14 protein-coding genes are annotated in these 15,198 nt (G+C 66.2%); 7 read left to right on the forward strand and 7 right to left on the reverse strand.

The features are described from left to right. A partial coding sequence (locus tag PMN64_RS27105; protein ID WP_411782845.1) for a hypothetical protein occupies positions 1 to 897 on the reverse strand: 897 nt, incomplete at its 3' end. Positions 898 to 1,095: 198 nt separating this feature from the next. Between PMN64_RS27105 and glf the strand changes: the two genes are divergently transcribed. Continuing rightward, a complete protein-coding gene (gene glf, locus PMN64_RS27110) occupies positions 1,096 to 2,304 on the forward strand; it encodes a UDP-galactopyranose mutase (RefSeq protein WP_411782846.1) in 1,209 nt (402 codons plus the stop codon). Positions 2,305 to 2,371: 67 nt separating this feature from the next. Continuing rightward, entirely contained in the window at positions 2,372 to 3,640 is a 1,269-nt protein-coding gene (locus PMN64_RS27115; protein WP_411782847.1) for a serine hydrolase domain-containing protein, read from the forward strand. A gap of 99 nt (positions 3,641 to 3,739) precedes the next feature. Here PMN64_RS27115 and PMN64_RS27120 read toward each other — a convergent pair whose 3' ends face one another. After that, positions 3,740 to 4,027 carry a hypothetical protein gene (locus tag PMN64_RS27120; protein ID WP_075969423.1) on the reverse strand — a complete coding sequence of 96 codons (288 nt, stop codon included), beginning with the start codon at positions 4,025 to 4,027 and terminating at the stop codon, positions 3,740 to 3,742. 448 nt (positions 4,028 to 4,475) lie between these two features. Between PMN64_RS27120 and PMN64_RS27125 the strand changes: the two genes are divergently transcribed. Beyond that, entirely contained in the window at positions 4,476 to 5,777 is a 1,302-nt protein-coding gene (locus PMN64_RS27125; protein WP_411782848.1) for a PQQ-dependent sugar dehydrogenase, read from the forward strand. A gap of 11 nt (positions 5,778 to 5,788) precedes the next feature. On the opposite strand, the gene PMN64_RS27130 is transcribed toward PMN64_RS27125, so the two are convergent. The 4 genes from PMN64_RS27130 to PMN64_RS27145 all read right to left on the reverse strand — a co-directional run bounded on the left by PMN64_RS27130 (position 5,789) and on the right by PMN64_RS27145 (position 8,943). Beyond that, positions 5,789 to 6,559 (reverse strand): SDR family oxidoreductase, encoded by a 771-nt coding sequence (locus PMN64_RS27130; RefSeq protein ID WP_411782849.1) that lies wholly within the window; start codon positions 6,557 to 6,559, stop codon positions 5,789 to 5,791. A 160-nt stretch (positions 6,560 to 6,719) separates the two neighbouring features. Next, complete coding sequence (locus tag PMN64_RS27135) at positions 6,720 to 7,574, reverse strand: alpha/beta fold hydrolase (RefSeq protein ID WP_411782850.1); 855 nt, start codon at positions 7,572 to 7,574, stop codon at positions 6,720 to 6,722. A gap of 40 nt (positions 7,575 to 7,614) precedes the next feature. Next, positions 7,615 to 8,214 (reverse strand): TMEM175 family protein, encoded by a 600-nt coding sequence (locus tag PMN64_RS27140; protein ID WP_411782851.1) that lies wholly within the window; start codon positions 8,212 to 8,214, stop codon positions 7,615 to 7,617. A gap of 33 nt (positions 8,215 to 8,247) precedes the next feature. Next, on the reverse strand, positions 8,248 to 8,943 hold the full coding sequence (locus tag PMN64_RS27145) for an alpha/beta fold hydrolase (protein WP_411782852.1): 696 nt from the start codon (positions 8,941 to 8,943) through the stop codon (positions 8,248 to 8,250). A gap of 176 nt (positions 8,944 to 9,119) precedes the next feature. Between PMN64_RS27145 and PMN64_RS27150 the strand changes: the two genes are divergently transcribed. From PMN64_RS27150 to PMN64_RS27165, 4 genes are all read left to right on the forward strand, one after another. Next, positions 9,120 to 9,734 (forward strand): CGNR zinc finger domain-containing protein, encoded by a 615-nt coding sequence (locus PMN64_RS27150; RefSeq protein ID WP_411782865.1) that lies wholly within the window; start codon positions 9,120 to 9,122, stop codon positions 9,732 to 9,734. Positions 9,735 to 9,870: 136 nt separating this feature from the next. Continuing rightward, positions 9,871 to 10,455 (forward strand): HAD family hydrolase, encoded by a 585-nt coding sequence (locus PMN64_RS27155; protein WP_411782853.1) that lies wholly within the window; start codon positions 9,871 to 9,873, stop codon positions 10,453 to 10,455. 179 nt (positions 10,456 to 10,634) lie between these two features. Then, complete coding sequence (locus tag PMN64_RS27160) at positions 10,635 to 10,982, forward strand: hypothetical protein (RefSeq protein ID WP_076827336.1); 348 nt, start codon at positions 10,635 to 10,637, stop codon at positions 10,980 to 10,982. Positions 10,983 to 11,324: 342 nt separating this feature from the next. Further along, positions 11,325 to 13,385, forward strand: a complete 2,061-nt coding sequence (locus PMN64_RS27165; protein WP_411782866.1) for a DEAD/DEAH box helicase — start codon at positions 11,325 to 11,327, stop codon at positions 13,383 to 13,385. 261 nt (positions 13,386 to 13,646) lie between these two features. Here PMN64_RS27165 and PMN64_RS27170 read toward each other — a convergent pair whose 3' ends face one another. Continuing rightward, entirely contained in the window at positions 13,647 to 15,140 is a 1,494-nt protein-coding gene (locus PMN64_RS27170) for a diguanylate cyclase (RefSeq protein WP_411782854.1), read from the reverse strand. Between the last annotated feature and the right edge of the window lie 58 nt (positions 15,141 to 15,198).

A 15,198-nucleotide genomic window follows, 5' to 3' on the forward strand; every position in this document is an offset into this window, starting at 1 on the left:
CACCGACAGATCGATATTGGGATTGAGCGAGACCGCGGCGAGGTAACTGCCGAGGCCTTCGCGCATCGCATCGAAGGTCATCGCGCCGAGCACGCGGGCCGGACGCCCGCTGACGGCGAGATCGCTCCAGCCGCCGCCGATGAAGTCGACCGGATAGTCGGCGAGCACCGCGCCCACCTCGCGGGTACGCACGCCTCGTGTGTAGTTGTCGAGCCGGGTCAGGATCACGTTGAACAGGTCGCCGCCGGGCCTCAGATAGACCAGATGCTGCTCGGCGACGTCGACGATGATCTTCGGAAATGCGCCGCAGGTCTTGCCGCGCGCCTCGGCGATCGCGTCGAACAGCAGCGCGAACAGCTTTGGCGGCATCGTCTTGCGCCAGCCGCGCTCGAGCGCCACCGGATTCCAGCCGGACTTGGCGAAGATCAGCCGGCCGTTCCGCTTCTCGGGCGGCAGGCCGCTGAAGAAGCCGGGATCGGGAATGCCCATATGGGTCGCGAACACAGCGCCATTGGCCCCCAGGTGATCGCGGTTGAATGCGGCGTGGTCCGGAAACACGTAGCCATGCGCGGTGTAGCGGCTCTCGAGTCCGTGGCGCCGGGCGAAATAGCAGGGATGATCGCAGAACCAGGTGAAGACGGGGATCTGGGCGACGTCCCAGAACAATCTGCCGTCCTTGGTGTGGATATCGAGCCCGATGCCGGAGAAGCCGAGCGCCATGGTCTCGGCGCGCCGCGGCAGCAGGGCGTTGAGCCGGGCCGAGAAATCCGGCGCCAGCAGATCGAGCATCTTGACCTCGTGCCCGAGCCGGTCGAGCTCGGCGGCCGCCATCGCCAGGATGCCGCGCAGCGAATCATAGGTGGTGTTGCTGGAGTACAGGACGCAGATCACGGACATGGGACCTCCGCGCTTGATGGGGTTGCTGCTCGCGCGGGCATTTCCGTCGCCTTGCATGCTGTCAGTTGAACGGCCGAGCCGGCCGTTCCGGGCTCGGAATTATCCTGATGGGCGGATTTATTTCGCCCGAAACGGCCGTGCCGTCACGTTGAAGCTCCGTCGGGCGCCGTCGCGATCCGACATGAGGGGCGAGAGCGCATGCAGCTAGATGGCTTCGACGTCGTCGTGGTGGGGGCCGGCTTCTTCGGCGCTGTGATCGCCGAGCAGGTGGCGAGCAGGCTCGGCCGCTCCGTCTGCGTGCTCGACCGCCGTCCGCATATCGGCGGCAACGCCTATTCAGAGCTCGATCCCGACAGCGGCGTCGAGGTGCATCGCTACGGCACGCATATCTTCCACACCAATTCCGAGACCGTCTGGCGTTATCTGCACCGCTTCACCGAGTTCACCGGCTACCGTCACCGCGTCTTCACGGTGGCGAACGGCCGCGTCTATTCGATGCCGATCAACCTTGCGACCGTGTGCGCCGCGTTCGGGCGCGCCATGACGCCGGACGAGGCCCGTGCCGTGATCGCGGCGGAGGCGGCCGCGCACGGCGCCGCGGGGACCGGCAATCTCGAGGACAAGGCAATCGCGTCGGTCGGCCGCACGCTCTACGATCTCTTGATCCGCGGCTATACGCAGAAGCAGTGGCAGACCGATCCGCGCGAGCTTTCGGCCGACATCATCGGCCGCCTGCCGGTCCGCTTCACCTTCGACGATCGCTACTTCGCCGACCGCTATGAGGGCATGCCGCTCGACGGCTACACCGCGATATTCCGCCGGATGCTCGATCATCCCGCGATCGACGTCCGGCTCGGCGTCGACTATTTCGACGTCGGCGATCGCATCAATCCGCGGCAGCTCGTGGTCTATACCGGCCCGATCGACCGCTTCTTCGGCTATGCCTGCGGCCATCTCGGCTGGCGTACCGTCGACTTCGCGCGCGAGGTGCACGACGTCGCCGACTACCAGGGCGCCGCGGTCATCAACTATGCCGACGCCGAGGTGCCGTTCACCCGCGTCCACGAGTTCAGGCATCTGCATCCGGAGCGCGCGCATGCGCAAGGCCGGACGACGATCTATCGCGAATATTCCCGCTTCGCGGGCCGCAGCGACGAGCCGTATTATCCGATCAACACCGCTGCCGACCGTGCCATGCTCGCCTCCTACCACACCATGACGGCGTCGCATCCGAACGTCATTTTCGGCGGCCGGCTCGGCTCCTACAAATATCTCGACATGCACCAGGCGATCGGCGCGGCGCTGAAGACGTTCGAGCACGAGGTCGAGCCGTTCTTCGTTCGCGAAGGCATGCACCCGCGTGACGCGGCCGCGCGTCGCGAAATCTTGTCGCCCTTGCCGGCGTGATCTAATCCTGCGAGCTGCGGGCAACGAACGCCATAACAAATCGCCCGCGGTCCCCGGTGAGGAAACAATGAGAAAAACCGTCATTGCCGCGGCTGCCGCCGCCACAAGTCTTGCTGTCAGCATCGCCCACGCCGCGCCGCTCCCGGAAACGTCCGCGCACCAGGTCGGTTTCTCGGAGCAGGGGCTGGCGCGGCTCGACGACTTCTTTGCGCGCGAGATCGCGGCCAAGCGCGTGCCCGGCGCCGTGGTGGCGATCGCGCGCGACGGCAAGCTCGTGCATTACAAGGCGTATGGCCAGCTCGATCCGGTGAAGGGCACGCCGATGCCGATCGACGCGGTGTTCGCGCTGGCGTCGATGACCAAGCCGATGGCGGCGGTCGCAGGCTTAAAGCTGATGGAGCAGGGCAAGCTGCCGCTGCAGGCCAGGGTCGCCGAGTTCTATCCGGCGTTCGCCGACATGAAGGTCGGCGTGCAGCAGGCCGACGGCTCGCTGAAGATGGAGCCGCAGGCGCAGCCGATCTTCATCCACGATCTCTATCGCCACACCTCCGGCCTGATGTATGGCGGCCGGCCCGACAGCTCGAGCGCACTGGCGCGGCTCTATCCCGACGGCACCGCGCCGGCGGTCGAGGGCGATACCCAGGCCTTCATCGAGCGCATCACCCAGCTGCCTCTGGTGCATCAGCCCGGCACCGAGTTCGAATATGGCTTCTCGGTCGACGTGCTCGGCGCCGTCGTCGAGAAGGTCTCCGGCCAGCGGCTCGGCGATTATCTCGCGGCCAATGTCTGGAAGCCGCTCGGCATGAAGGATGCGACGTTCCACCCGGCCGATGCACAGCGCGCGCGGCTGGCGCGTCCGTTCCCGAACGATCCGCTCACCGGCAAGCCGCAAGCCATCAAGCTGCTCGATACGCCGACCAGGTTCGATTGCGGCGGCGCCTGCTCGTTCGCCACCGTCGGCGACTATCTGCGCTTCGGACAGATGCTGCTCAATGGCGGCGAGCTCGACGGCAAGCGCATCCTCAGCCCCAAGACGGTGCATCACATGACGTCGAACCATCTCGGGCCCGAGATCAAGAACAACGTCGCCGCGGTCGAACCGCATCGCGGCGGCTTCGGCTTCGGGCTGTCGGTCGCGGTGCGGACCGGCGAGGGGCTGTCGTCGGTGCCGGGCAATCCCGGCGAGTTCACCTGGAACGGCGCCTACGGCACGCAGTTTTTCTGCGATCCGAAGGAGCGCCTTGTCGTTGTGGTGGGAACCGCGGCGCCGGGCGAACTGCGCAAATATTATCGTGAGAATGTGCAGGACATCGTCTACGGCGCGATGGTGAAGTGATCGGCCTCGACGTTGTAGAAAAGCCTAGCGTCACGTGGAACGTGGAACAGCAAAAAGGCCCGTCGCTCAAGCTGAGCGACGAGCCTCAAATTCGCGTGGCTACCAGCGCCTGTAGACGCCGGTCAGCGTACCATTGTTGTTCCCTTCAGGACCCACGTCACCCTGGGTCGAGCTCGGCGTTGGATGGTTGGTGCCGTTGAATGAACCGTACCAGCCCGGCTCCGCCGGAGAGTACATCACATCAGGCTGCACGGCCTGATAGCGGGGGCCGCCGTAATATCTCGGACCAGGGTTCCCGTACGGATAGTAGCCTTGTGCGAACGCGCCTGCCGTTGTTGCGATCAGGGACGCCGCGGCGAGGGACAATATCTTGGTCTTTCGTTGCATTCACACTCTCCTTGCTGGTGTCCCGACCAACGACCGCCATGGAGCGGTGTTCCTGATCTGCCATGCATCTCGCAAGGGCAAATCTGCGCGAGCGTGGGATCAGGATATTGTGAAGGGGGCTTGTGCTCCGGCCGGGCTCTGCACGGCAGGATACATCCGTCGCCGGCCCGTTATGCTTCTATAGCTATAACGGCGCATGCGCGAACGGCGCCTCGAAAAACCGGGGCGGTTCGTAAAAGGAAGCCCGCCACTGCGGCGGGCAAGGTCCAGGGAGGAAAACGCCCTGACAAGGGAGCGTGCAGCCAGTCTCCCCGATTCGTGCGCGGCTGCGAAGATCGTATAACTACTGTCATCAGGGCCGGCATTATGCGAATGCTGCTGCGGGCCGCGGCCGGCCGGCAAGGGAATGACAAGGCACGCTAACACGGCGCAAATACAGGGGAAGTTCATGAGCACGTCTGGAGTTTTTGCCCGCGTCGTCGCGGCGATCGGGGCCGGCGCCTTGGCGTGGCGGCGGATGCAGGGCGCGCAGCCCGCGCCGGCCTGGGGCAGCGCGCCGCAAATCCCGCAGGCCAAGCCGCAGGGCGCGATCCCGACGCTCAAGATGCCGACGGCGCGGGGCTGGGACAAGGACCAGAAGCCGGTCGCCGCGCCCGGGCTCAAGGTCAACGCCTTTGCGGCCGGGCTCGATCATCCGCGCTGGATCAACGTGCTGCCGAACGGCGATGTCCTGATCGCGGAGGCAACGCAAATCGCTGGCACGCCGCGCAGCGTCTTCCACTACGCGATGCAGGCGATGATGCGGCGCGCCGCGGCGCTCGGCGTCAGCGCCAACCGCATCACGCTGCTGCGCGACCGTGACGGCGACGGTGTCGCCGAAAGCCGAGGCGCCTTCATGGAAGGATTGAGCCAGCCATTCGGCATGGCGCTGGTCGGCGACACCTTCTATGTCGGCAACACCGACGGCGTGGTGGCGTTTCCCTATGCCGCGGGCGCCGATTGCATCACCGCGCAGGGACGCAAGCTCGTCAGCTTCAAGCCCGACGGGCACTGGACGCGCAGCCTGCTGCCGAGCGCCGACGGCAAGAAGCTTTATGCCGGCGTCGGTTCGCTCAGCAACATTGCGGAAGGCGGCTTTGCGGTCGAGGAAGGCCGCGCCGCGATCTACGAGCTCGATCTCGTCGCCGGCACCAGCCGCATCTTCGCCGGCGGCCTGCGCAATCCGGTGGGCATCGCGTGGGAGCCGACCACCAATGTGCTCTGGACCGTCGTCAACGAACGCGACGGCCTCGGTGACGAGACGCCGCCGGACTATCTGACCTCGGTGCGTGACGGCGGCTTCTACGGCTGGCCCTATTGTTACTGGGGCAAGACCGTGGACGATCGCGTGCCGCAGGATCCGGCGATGGTCGCCAGGGCGATCCAGCCGGATTACGCGCTCGGCGGCCATACCGCCTCGCTCGGGCTGTGCTGGATGCCGCAGGGCACGCTGCCGGGATTCCCCGACGGCATGGTGATCGGCCAGCACGGCTCGTGGAATCGCTCGACGCTGTCGGGCTACAAGGTGGTGTTCGTGCCGTTCGCGAACGGCCGTCCCGCAGGGCCGGCGCGCGACATCCTGTCGGGCTTCCTCGCGCCTGACGAGAAGGTGTCGTACGGCCGCCCGGTCGGCGTCGCGCTCGGTCCCGACGGCTCGCTGCTGGTGGCCGACGACGTCGGCAACGTGATCTGGCGCGTGACGGGCGCGTAGGCGCGGCGACTTCAGACGGATCTGATCTCGCCGCCATCCATGCGCAGCACGGTGCCGGTCATCCAGCGCGCCGGCGGCGACACGGCATAGCCGACGAGGTCGGCGATCTCCTCCGGAGTGCCGAACCGCCTGATGCCGGCCTGCCTCAGGAAGCCGGCCTTGGCGGTGTCGACATCGACCTGCCTTGCCGCCGCGGCCTTCTGCAGCATCGCGAGGCGGCGTCCGGTCATCACGGCGCCCGGCGACACGCAGTTCACCTGCACGCCGTCGTCGACGCCGCGCTCGGCGAAGGCTTTTGCAAGTGCCTCGATCGCGGCGTTGATCGTGCCCACCGCCGCGGCGCCGGCCCGCGGCAGCACGGCGGCATTGCCTGAGGTGAAGATGACAGCGCCTTGCGATGCTTTCAGCGCGTCCCAGGCGCGGATCGTCAGCCGCCTGCCGCCGTGGAATTTGAGCGCGAGGCCGGCGTCCCATTGCGCATCGGTCATCTCGAACAGATCGAGTCCCGCCACAGCGCCAGCGACATTGACCAGCGCGTCGATGCGGCCGAAGCGATCCAGCGTGGCCTTGACGATTTCGTCAGCGGCATCAGGCGCGGCGAGATCGAGCTCGAGCACCAGCGGCGTACCGCTACTGGCTTCGATCTCGTTGCCGACCTCGCGTAGCCTCTCGCCGCTGCGCGCGACGAGCACGATGGCGGAAAAATCCCGCGCGAGCCGCAGCGCGGTGGCGCGTCCGATGCCGGAGCTGGCGCCGGTCACGATGGCGACGGATTGGGTCATGTGCATTTCCTTGGTGGTTCGGCGACTGAGTAGATGGAGGTTCGTCATTGCGAGGAGCGACAGCGACGAAGCAATCCATCCTTCCGTTGTGCGGAGCTATGGATTGCTTCGCTTCGCTCGCAATGACGCGGATGGAGTTGTGGGTGCGGACATCCTTGAGTCAGCGGCTAAGGAACTCGCGGATGACCTGCGCGATCTCGGCGGCATGCGTCTCCAGCGCGAAGTGGCCGGTGTCGAGGAATTTGACGACCGCCTTCGGATTGTCGCGCTTGAAGGCCTCGGCGCCCGGCGGCAGGAAGAACGGATCGTTCTTGCCCCAGACCGCGAGGAACGGCGGCTGGTGGGTGCGGAAGTACGTCTGGAAGGTGGGATAGAGCGCGACATTGCTCTTGTAGTCGCCGAACAGATCGAGCTGCACGTCGTGCGCGCCGGGCCGCGCCATGTAGTAGTTGTCGAGGTTCTGTCCGTCCGGCGACACCGTTTGCGGATCCGATGTGCCGTGGGTGTACTGCCAGCGCGTGGTGTCCGGCGTCAGGAAGGCGCGCAGCGCGTCGCGGTTTGCCGGCGAGGGATCCTGCCAATAGGCCTTGATCGGGGTCCAGCCGTCGCTGAGGCCTTCCTCATAGGCGTTGCCGTTCTGCGAGATGATCGCCGTGATCCGCTCCGGATGCCTGACCGCGATGCGGAAGCCGGTCGGCGCGCCATAGTCGAACACATAGACCGTGAAGCGATCGAAGCCGATCACCTCCGTGAAGCGATCGATGACGCCGGCGATGCGCTCGAAGGTGTAGTTGAACTTGTCGTGCGGCGGCATGTCCGATTGGCCGAAGCCGGGCAAATCCGGCGCCACGATGTGGAATTTGTCCGCGAGCAGCGGGATCAGATCGCGGAACATATGGCCCGCGCTCGGGAAGCCGTGCAGCAGCAGCAGCTTCGGCGCGCCGGGCGAGCCGGCTTCGCGATAGAAGATGTTGAAGCCGTCGACATCGGCGGTGCGGTATTTGACTTGAGACATCTGTCACTCCTTGTGATCGTGCGCTGGTGAGTTCTGGGACTTAGGATTTGATTTGCTTCGCGAGCCCGCTGATCGCTTCGGGACGCAGATAGAGCAGCAGGGCGCAGCACACGGTGGCAAAGCCCAGCAGCGGCATGAACGGGGCGATGGCGGCGCCGGCCGCGAACACCAGCAGCGCGAGCAGCGTGCGGCGCTGGGTCCAGGTCCGCACGCGCTCGGAGATCGCGCTCTGGTCCGCCTGCGCCAGCACCGCGCGTTCGAAGGCGAGATAGGCGAGGTCGATCAGGAGGAAGATCACCGCATAGACCACCACCGGCGCAGCCGCCATGTGCGATCGCGCGACCCATGCGGTGGCAAACGGCAGCAGCGAGACCGCGAACAGGTGCACGAAGTTCAGCCAGATCAGCCGCGGCGTCGGCTGCCGCACCAGATGCAGCAGATGGTGATGATTGACCCAGATCACCGCGATGAACAGATAGCTCGCAGCGTAGCTGATCGCGGTCGGCCACAGCGGCAGCAGGTCGGCGAACCGCGAGCCCTCCGGTGGCTTTAGTTCAAGCACCATCACCGTGATGATGACGGCGATCACCGCATCGGAAAACGCGCCGAGCCGGTCGGCCGAGAGACGTTTCTCCTGCATGGCAGCTCTCCTGTCCGAAATCGTGGGAAGAGGTCAGTGCTCTGTAACGCTCTCGACCGCCTCCCGGATGATGTCGGTGACGAGCTTCGGCGCGGTGACGATCGGGGTGTGATCGACGGGATGTGAGCGCACGGTCGCCTGCATCCGTGCCGCCATGCTGCGCTGTGTCTCGGGCGCGATCATCCGGTCGTCTTCGGCAATCAGGAACCAGCTCGGGACGTCCTTCCACAGCGGGCGGCCGACCGGCACGGTGATGCAGGCCGGCGAGATCGGCCGCTGCACCGCGGCGAGCACCGCGAGGTCCTCGGACCGCGCGCCTTGCGCGAAGGCCGCTGCGAAGGCGGACTCCGGCAGCCAGATCAGGCCATTCGCGTCGGGCGCGAGCTTGGGCGCGAACGGATGCGGTGGCAGCCGGTAGAATACGTCGGCGACCGTCTCGCCTTCATCCGGCGCCAGCGCCGCGACATAGACCAGCGCCTTGACGCGCGGCGAGCGGGTCCCGGCGATCACGGCGCCGGCATAGGCATGGCCAACCAGCACCACCGGGCCCGCGACGCGGTCCAGGGTGCGGTTCAGCGCGGCGACGTCGTCGGCGAGCGAGGTCAGGGGCAGCGGCGCCGCCACCGCCGTAATGCCCTCGGCGTCGAGCGCCGTGATCACCCGCGCCCAGCTCGAGCCGTCGGCCCACGCGCCATGGGCAAGCACCACGCTGACATTCTCGTTCGACATTGTCCGCTCCCTCGTCTCAGGCCGGTTTTGGCCGTAACCTCTAAAATGTAGTTTGTTAGGTTATCGCGCTTATGGCTCACGATGCGTAACTTGTCAAATGCATTTTATCAGGTTACTGTCTGCGCGACTGAGGAAGCCGCCAGGAGGGCGTCACCGTGCAATCCCATCCGCCCGCGATGTTCATCGCCGATAGCCTGGGCCTCGATTTCATCAATTCGATCGCGACGCCGGTCGATACGCCGGTGGACTGGATCGCCGATGGCGACGGCCTGCTGCGCTGGCTCGCGCAGGCGCAGCTGGTGCCGCCCGATGTGCTCGACGAGCTCAAGGCGCGCGCGACGCCTGGCGAGCTCGACAACGCCGCCGGTCAGGCCCGCGATTTGCGCGAATGGTTCCGCGGCTTCGTCCGCAAGCATATGGGCCGGCCGCTGACGCCGCGGGCGCTCAAGGAGCTCGAGCCGCTGAACCGGCTGCTGGAAAGCGATCAGGCGTTCAGCCGGATCGTGGCGCATCGCCAAAAGGACGGCGATGACGGCCATGACGGTTTCGTGCTGGAGCGGACGCGGCGCTGGCGCTCGGCCGAAACATTGCTGCTGCCGATCGGGGAAGCGATGGCCAGGGTCGTCTGCGAGGAAAGCTTCTCCGACATCAAGGCGTGCGAGGGCCCGGCCTGCACGCTGATGTTTGCCGACCACACGCGGGCGCGTGCGCGCCGATGGTGCAGCATGGCGATCTGCGGCAACCGCGCCAAGCAGGCCGCGCACCGCAGCCGGATGAAGGACAGGGGCTGAGACCAGCAAAAACCAAACGACAGGAGTCCAACAAAATGGCGGCACTTCCCTTGATTGTGCTCGACGTCAACGAAACCCTGCTCGACCTCGAGACCATGGAGCCGGTGTTCGCGCGCATCTTCACGACAAGAGCGCGATGCGGCTGTGGTTCGCCAACTTCATCATGTACTCGGCCTCGCTCACGGTGGCCGGGTGCTACGTGCCCTTCACCGATATCGGCGCCGCGGTCATGAAGATGCTGGCCGACACCCGCGGCATCAGGATCAACGAGTCCGACAAGCAGGAGCTGACCGAGAAATTCTCCACCATGCCGCCGCACGGCGAAGTGCCCGGCGCGCTGCGCAAGCTGCGCGCGGCGGGTTTCCGCCTGTTCACGCTGACCGACAATCTGCTCGAGGTGCAGACCCGGCAGCTGACCCATGGCGGCATCGTCGATCTGTTCGAGCGGCGCTTCTCGGCCGACGGCGTCAAGCACCACAAGCCGTCGCGGCAGGCCTATGGCTATGTCGAGAAGGAGCTCGGGGCAAAGCCCTCGGAGTTCTGCCTGATCGCCTGCCACACCTGGGATACGCTGGGCGCGGTCTCCGCCGGCTGGGAGGCCGCGCTGATCAAGCGTCCCGGCAACGATGTCCTCGGCGTCGGCCCGCAGCCCCAGGTCGTCGGCAGTGATCTCGACGATGTCGCCGATCAGCTGATCCGCCGTTACGGCGCCAAAGGGTAACGGCACCTGACGGATTCTCGCGGCGGAGGAGAGGGCAAACTCCTTCTCCAGGCCCGATCGTTCGGAAGTGCATAAAACCGGAATGAAATCCATAGCGGTTTTCAACCATGCCCCTTGAGCCTTCCTCAACTTCCGCGGCCGATGCTGCGCACGCCACAGGGATCGAAGGAGCTCACAGCATGCCGGCCAAGGGACGAGCGACCGCGACCAACGCCACCGCGCAAGGGCGCGAGGATATCCTTAACGCGCGCGCCATCAGCACGCTGGGCGCCGGCGTCGTCAGCGCGATGAGCGCGGTCGGCGCCGCCGTCATCAAAAAGAACAAGCCGGCACTCGGCAAGAATGCCGACTGGTTCTGGCACATGTTCGCGAAATGCGAGGCCAGGGCCGCGCGCATCGCCGAGCAGGCCGCGCGCGATCCGGAGGCCTGCGGCGATGCCACCTTCATCGAGGTCTATGCCGCGCAATTGCCGAAGCTGATGACCGCGGCGCTTGAGAGCCACGAGAAGGCGCTCAAGGCGAAGTGATGTAGCGACTAAGGAGTCCCGCAACGGTGCTCGTCCCGTTGTCGTTCCCTCTTGACCTCTCAAATGCGCCAAGGCGGCAAGTAGCGGCGGCTCTCGCCGAGCGGACGGGTTTTGCGGGTCAGGCGAAGCCGTCACCCGCCATCGCGCTGACCGGCCCTACGGCCCCGATCGGGCAGCCAGCCTGATCCGCGCCAGCTTTTCTGCGACGGGGGCATGGCGATTTGGTCGGTCTTGGCGTAAAGCACCCCAAATCGTCATGCGGCTGTGCCGCCTGCCGGGTACTCAGCTCCAGGTCGTCCCGCTCGACGTTCTGTGCCCGGACCAATCAAGGTTTCCCATCTCGTGCCGTTCCCGACCACAAGTTCGCCGCTCGCCCGCGCCTTGGCCGAGCGCAACTACGATCAACCGACCCCGGTCCAGCTCGCCGTGCTCGCCGCCGACGCTGTCGACCGCGACCTCCTGGTTTCGGCCCAAACCGGCTCGGGCAAGACCGTTGCCTACGGCTTGGCCATGGCAAAGGACCTGCTCGACGGCGCCGAGCGGTTCGAGCCGGCTGCCGCCCCGCTGGCCCTGATCGTCGCACCGACCCGCGAGCTCGCCTTGCAGGTTCAGCGCGAGCTTGCGTGGCTCTATGAGCATGCCGATGCCCGGGTCGTCTCCTGCGTCGGCGGCATGGATCCGCGCCGCGAGCAGCGCGAGCTTGCCGAGGGCGCCCACATCGTGGTCGGGACGCCCGGTCGGTTGTGCGACCATTTGCGGCGCGGCCGTCTCGACATTTCGGAACTCAAGGTCGTGGTGCTCGACGAGGCCGATGAAATGCTCAATCTCGGTTTCCGCGAGGATATGGAATTCATCCTCGAGACCACGCCGGACACCCGCCGCACCTTGCTGTTCTCGGCGACGTTCCCGCGCGGCATCGTTGCGCTCGCCAAGCAGTATCAGGAGCAGGCGTTCCGGATCGAGGTCGCCGGTGACGAGGGCGGCCATGCCGATATCGAGTACCGCGCCATCCGGGTGGCTGCCGACGACGTCGAGCACGCGGTCGTCAACGTGCTGCGTTTCCATGAGGCGCCGAGCGCGCTGGTGTTCTGCAACACCCGTGAGGCCGTCCGGCATTTGCAGGCGGCGCTGCTCGAGCGCGGGTTCTCCGTCGCCGCGCTGTCGGGCGAAATGACCCAGAACGAGCGGACCCAGGCGCTGCAGGCGTTGCGCGACGGACGGTCGCGGGTTTGCGTTGCGACCGACGTCGCGGCGCGCGGCATCGACCTGCCGAGCCTCGATCTCGTCATTCACGCGGATTTGCCGAAAGATCCCGAGGTCATGCAGCATCGCTCGGGCCGCACCGGCCGCGCCGGCCGCAAGGGCGTCAGCATCCTGCTGGTGCCGCCGGCGCGGCGGCGGCGCGCCGAATTGCTGCTCGATCTCGCCGGCATCGATGTGGTCTGGGGCTCCGCGCCGCAGGCGGAGGAGATCCGCAAGCTCGACCATGATCGCCTGCTGCAGGATGCGGTGTTCTCCGAGGAGGCGACCTCAGACGATCTGGCGCTGGCGCAGGCCTTGCTCGCCGAACGCGCGCCCGAGGCGATTGCCTCAGCGCTAGCTCGGCTCTATCGCGCGCGGCTGCCGGCGCCCGAAGACATTCTCGATCCCGGCGAGCGACGTGGCCGGGACCGCGACGATCGCGGCGGCGAGCGCGCCTCGCGCCGCGATGATCGTGCCGCCGGACCGCGATCGAAGACCGGCAAGTCCTCCGCGCGTCACGGCATGGAGGAGGCGACCGTCTGGTTCCGCGCCGCGATCGGACGCCGGAAGAATGCCGAAGCCCGCTGGCTGCTGCCGATGATCTGCCGCCGTGGCGGCATCGACAAGCGCGACATCGGCGCGATCAAGATCATGGACACGACCACCGAGTTCGAGATCGCCGCGCGGGTCGCGGATTCCTTCGCGGTCAAGATCAAGCGTCCGGACAAGGAAGACAGCATCCGCATCGAGCCGCTGGCGGGTGCGCCGCAGGGCGAGGCGCGCGAGAAGCCGGCGCGCAAGCCCAGGCACGATCCTTGGCGCGACAATGACGACGGTGGATACAGCGCGCCGCGTGCCGACAAACCGCTCGACGAGGGGGCGGGAAAGCGGCGCGGCAAACCGGATCGCGAGGCCAGAGCGTTTTCGAGCGAAGGCGCGAGCGGTTCGCGCCAGGACTACGCATCAAAAAAGGAATCCAGGGACTCGTTCCGGTCCGATCGGGACGGAAAAGGCTTCAGGCCGAAATCCGGCGACGAGCCACGGTTCGGGAAGAAAAAGAAGCATCCGGGCAAGTCCAGTCACGCCGGACGCACGCAGTGGCCGGATGTGTCGGCGAAGCCGAAGTTCGGCAAGAAGCCAAAGAAGAAGCGGCGGGGCTGAGCTGGCGTGAACGCGGCTGCCGTGCCTTCAGAAGGGCGATGTGTGAGTCTCGACGTCGCAACAAACTCGGTGTCGTCCCGGCGAAGGCCGGGACCCATTACCCCAAATGCTCATTGTTGCGCGACGCTGGGGCCACAATTCCGTTCACAATCACATGCGGTGGTTATGGGTCCCGGCCTTCGCCGGGACGACGATGTGGATGTGGCGCGACATGGCTTCGTTACGACGGCGAACCGTGACACTAGTGCGCGCAACTCTCCCTCACGCCACCAGTGCGATCTTCGGCACGGTTGCGAGCACCGACTGGTTGCGGCCGTTGGCCTTGGCGGCGTAGAGCGCCTTGTCGGCGGCCTCGATCAGATCGGACCATTGCTGCCCCGCGGTCGGCCGCATGCTGGCGACGCCGATGCTGACTGTCGTGATCAGTTCGCCCGCGCACCATTGCTGGACCTTGTGGCGGATGGTCTCGGCCAGGTTGAAGGCCTCGAGCGCGGTCATGTTGGGCAGCAGCACCGCGAATTCCTCGCCGCCGAAGCGCGCCGGGCAATCGCCGGCGCGGCGCACCGCATCCGAAATGCAGATCGCGATCCCGACCAGCACCTGGTCGCCGGCCTGATGCCCATAGGTGTCGTTGTAGGCCTTGAAATGATCGGCATCGATCATCAATAGCGCAACCGGCTGGCCGTAGCGGCCGGCACGGCGCCATTCGCGCTCGATCTCGCCGTCGAACTTGCGCCGGTTCTTCAGGCCGGTGAGGGCGTCGGTGGTCGCCATCTCCTCGAGCTTGTCCTCGGCGTCGGCGCGGCGGACGATCTCGCGGGCGAGGACCAGCGTTGCGCTGAGCACGAACAGGATCAGAAGCGCCATGATCGCGCCGATGCGAATGGCCTCGGTGCGCCAGAGGTTGAAGACGGCTTCGAGCGGCTTGCCGACCACCACGTAAAGCGGCCCGGAGCTGCTGCGCCTGACATAGAGCCGCGGCGTGTCGTCGACCGGGCCCTTGCCGGAGAAGGCGTCGCCCACTTTCAGGTTCTCGGCCTTCCAGTCCAGCTGCTCCGCGAGGTTCTTGCCGATCACGTCGAGATCGAACGGCGTCCGCATGATGATGGTGCGGTCGTTGCGCAGCACGGTGATGGTGTCGCCCGGCATGAGGTTCAGCCGCCCGAACAGATCGTGGAAATAGCTGAAGCGGATCGAGCCGACCACGACGCCGAGGAAGCGGCCCGCGTCGTCGACGATGCGCCGGCTCAGCACGATGGCGTAGGCGCCGCGATGCAGCATCGGCCGGCTGATGTAAAGGCCGGCATCGGGATTGTCGCGCTGGACCGTGAAATACTCCTCGTCGCTGCGGTTCTCCGGCCGCGGATCGAGGCTCGCCGCGTCGATGGTCAAATTGCCCTTGGTGTCGAACACCTGGATCGCGCCGAAATGTTTTGCGGTCGCGGCGTGATCGAACAGGATCAGCTGGCGCAGCTCCTTGCTGATGTTGCGGATCTCCGGCATCTCGAGATTGCTGGCGACCGCGCGCAGCGACAGGTCGTAGAGCTCGATGTTGCGGCTGATGTCGGCCTCGATGCCCGACGCCAGATTCTCCAGGGTGCGGCGGGCCAGTTCCTCCTCGCCGCGGCGCATGTCGAACATCACACCGGCGCAGACCGCGGAGAAGCCGAGGACGGTCGCAACCGACGAGGCGATCAGCAGCTTTGCCGATAGCCGCCAGCGCCGCCTTGCGTCCTTTCCCCGCCGAAATCGCATGTCCCGCTCCAAAGTGCCGTCATGCATCGGGAAATGTTGTTGTCGCCTTAAATGGCGA

It is taken from the genome of Bradyrhizobium sp. UFLA01-814, assembly GCF_046718885.1.
Lineage (GTDB): Bacteria > Pseudomonadota > Alphaproteobacteria > Rhizobiales > Xanthobacteraceae > Bradyrhizobium > Bradyrhizobium elkanii.

Excerpts from the sequence above, each read along its gene's own strand:
- PMN64_RS27120 (WP_075969423.1), bottom strand. The coding sequence starts at position 4,027 with ATGCAACGAAAGACCAAGATATTGTCCCTCGCCGCGGCGTCCCTGATC.
- PMN64_RS27170 (WP_411782854.1), bottom strand. The coding sequence starts at position 15,140 with ATGCGATTTCGGCGGGGAAAGGACGCAAGGCGGCGCTGGCGGCTATCG.
- PMN64_RS27155 (WP_411782853.1), top strand. The coding sequence starts at position 9,871 with ATGCGGCTGTGGTTCGCCAACTTCATCATGTACTCGGCCTCGCTCACG.
- glf (WP_411782846.1), top strand. The coding sequence starts at position 1,096 with ATGCAGCTAGATGGCTTCGACGTCGTCGTGGTGGGGGCCGGCTTCTTC.
- PMN64_RS27160 (WP_076827336.1), top strand. The coding sequence starts at position 10,635 with ATGCCGGCCAAGGGACGAGCGACCGCGACCAACGCCACCGCGCAAGGG.
- PMN64_RS27145 (WP_411782852.1), bottom strand. The coding sequence starts at position 8,943 with ATGTCGAACGAGAATGTCAGCGTGGTGCTTGCCCATGGCGCGTGGGCC.
- PMN64_RS27115 (WP_411782847.1), top strand. The coding sequence starts at position 2,372 with ATGAGAAAAACCGTCATTGCCGCGGCTGCCGCCGCCACAAGTCTTGCT.
- PMN64_RS27150 (WP_411782865.1), top strand. The coding sequence starts at position 9,120 with ATGTTCATCGCCGATAGCCTGGGCCTCGATTTCATCAATTCGATCGCG.
- PMN64_RS27135 (WP_411782850.1), bottom strand. The coding sequence starts at position 7,574 with ATGTCTCAAGTCAAATACCGCACCGCCGATGTCGACGGCTTCAACATC.
- PMN64_RS27130 (WP_411782849.1), bottom strand. The coding sequence starts at position 6,559 with ATGACCCAATCCGTCGCCATCGTGACCGGCGCCAGCTCCGGCATCGGA.
- PMN64_RS27125 (WP_411782848.1), top strand. The coding sequence starts at position 4,476 with ATGAGCACGTCTGGAGTTTTTGCCCGCGTCGTCGCGGCGATCGGGGCC.
- PMN64_RS27140 (WP_411782851.1), bottom strand. The coding sequence starts at position 8,214 with ATGCAGGAGAAACGTCTCTCGGCCGACCGGCTCGGCGCGTTTTCCGAT.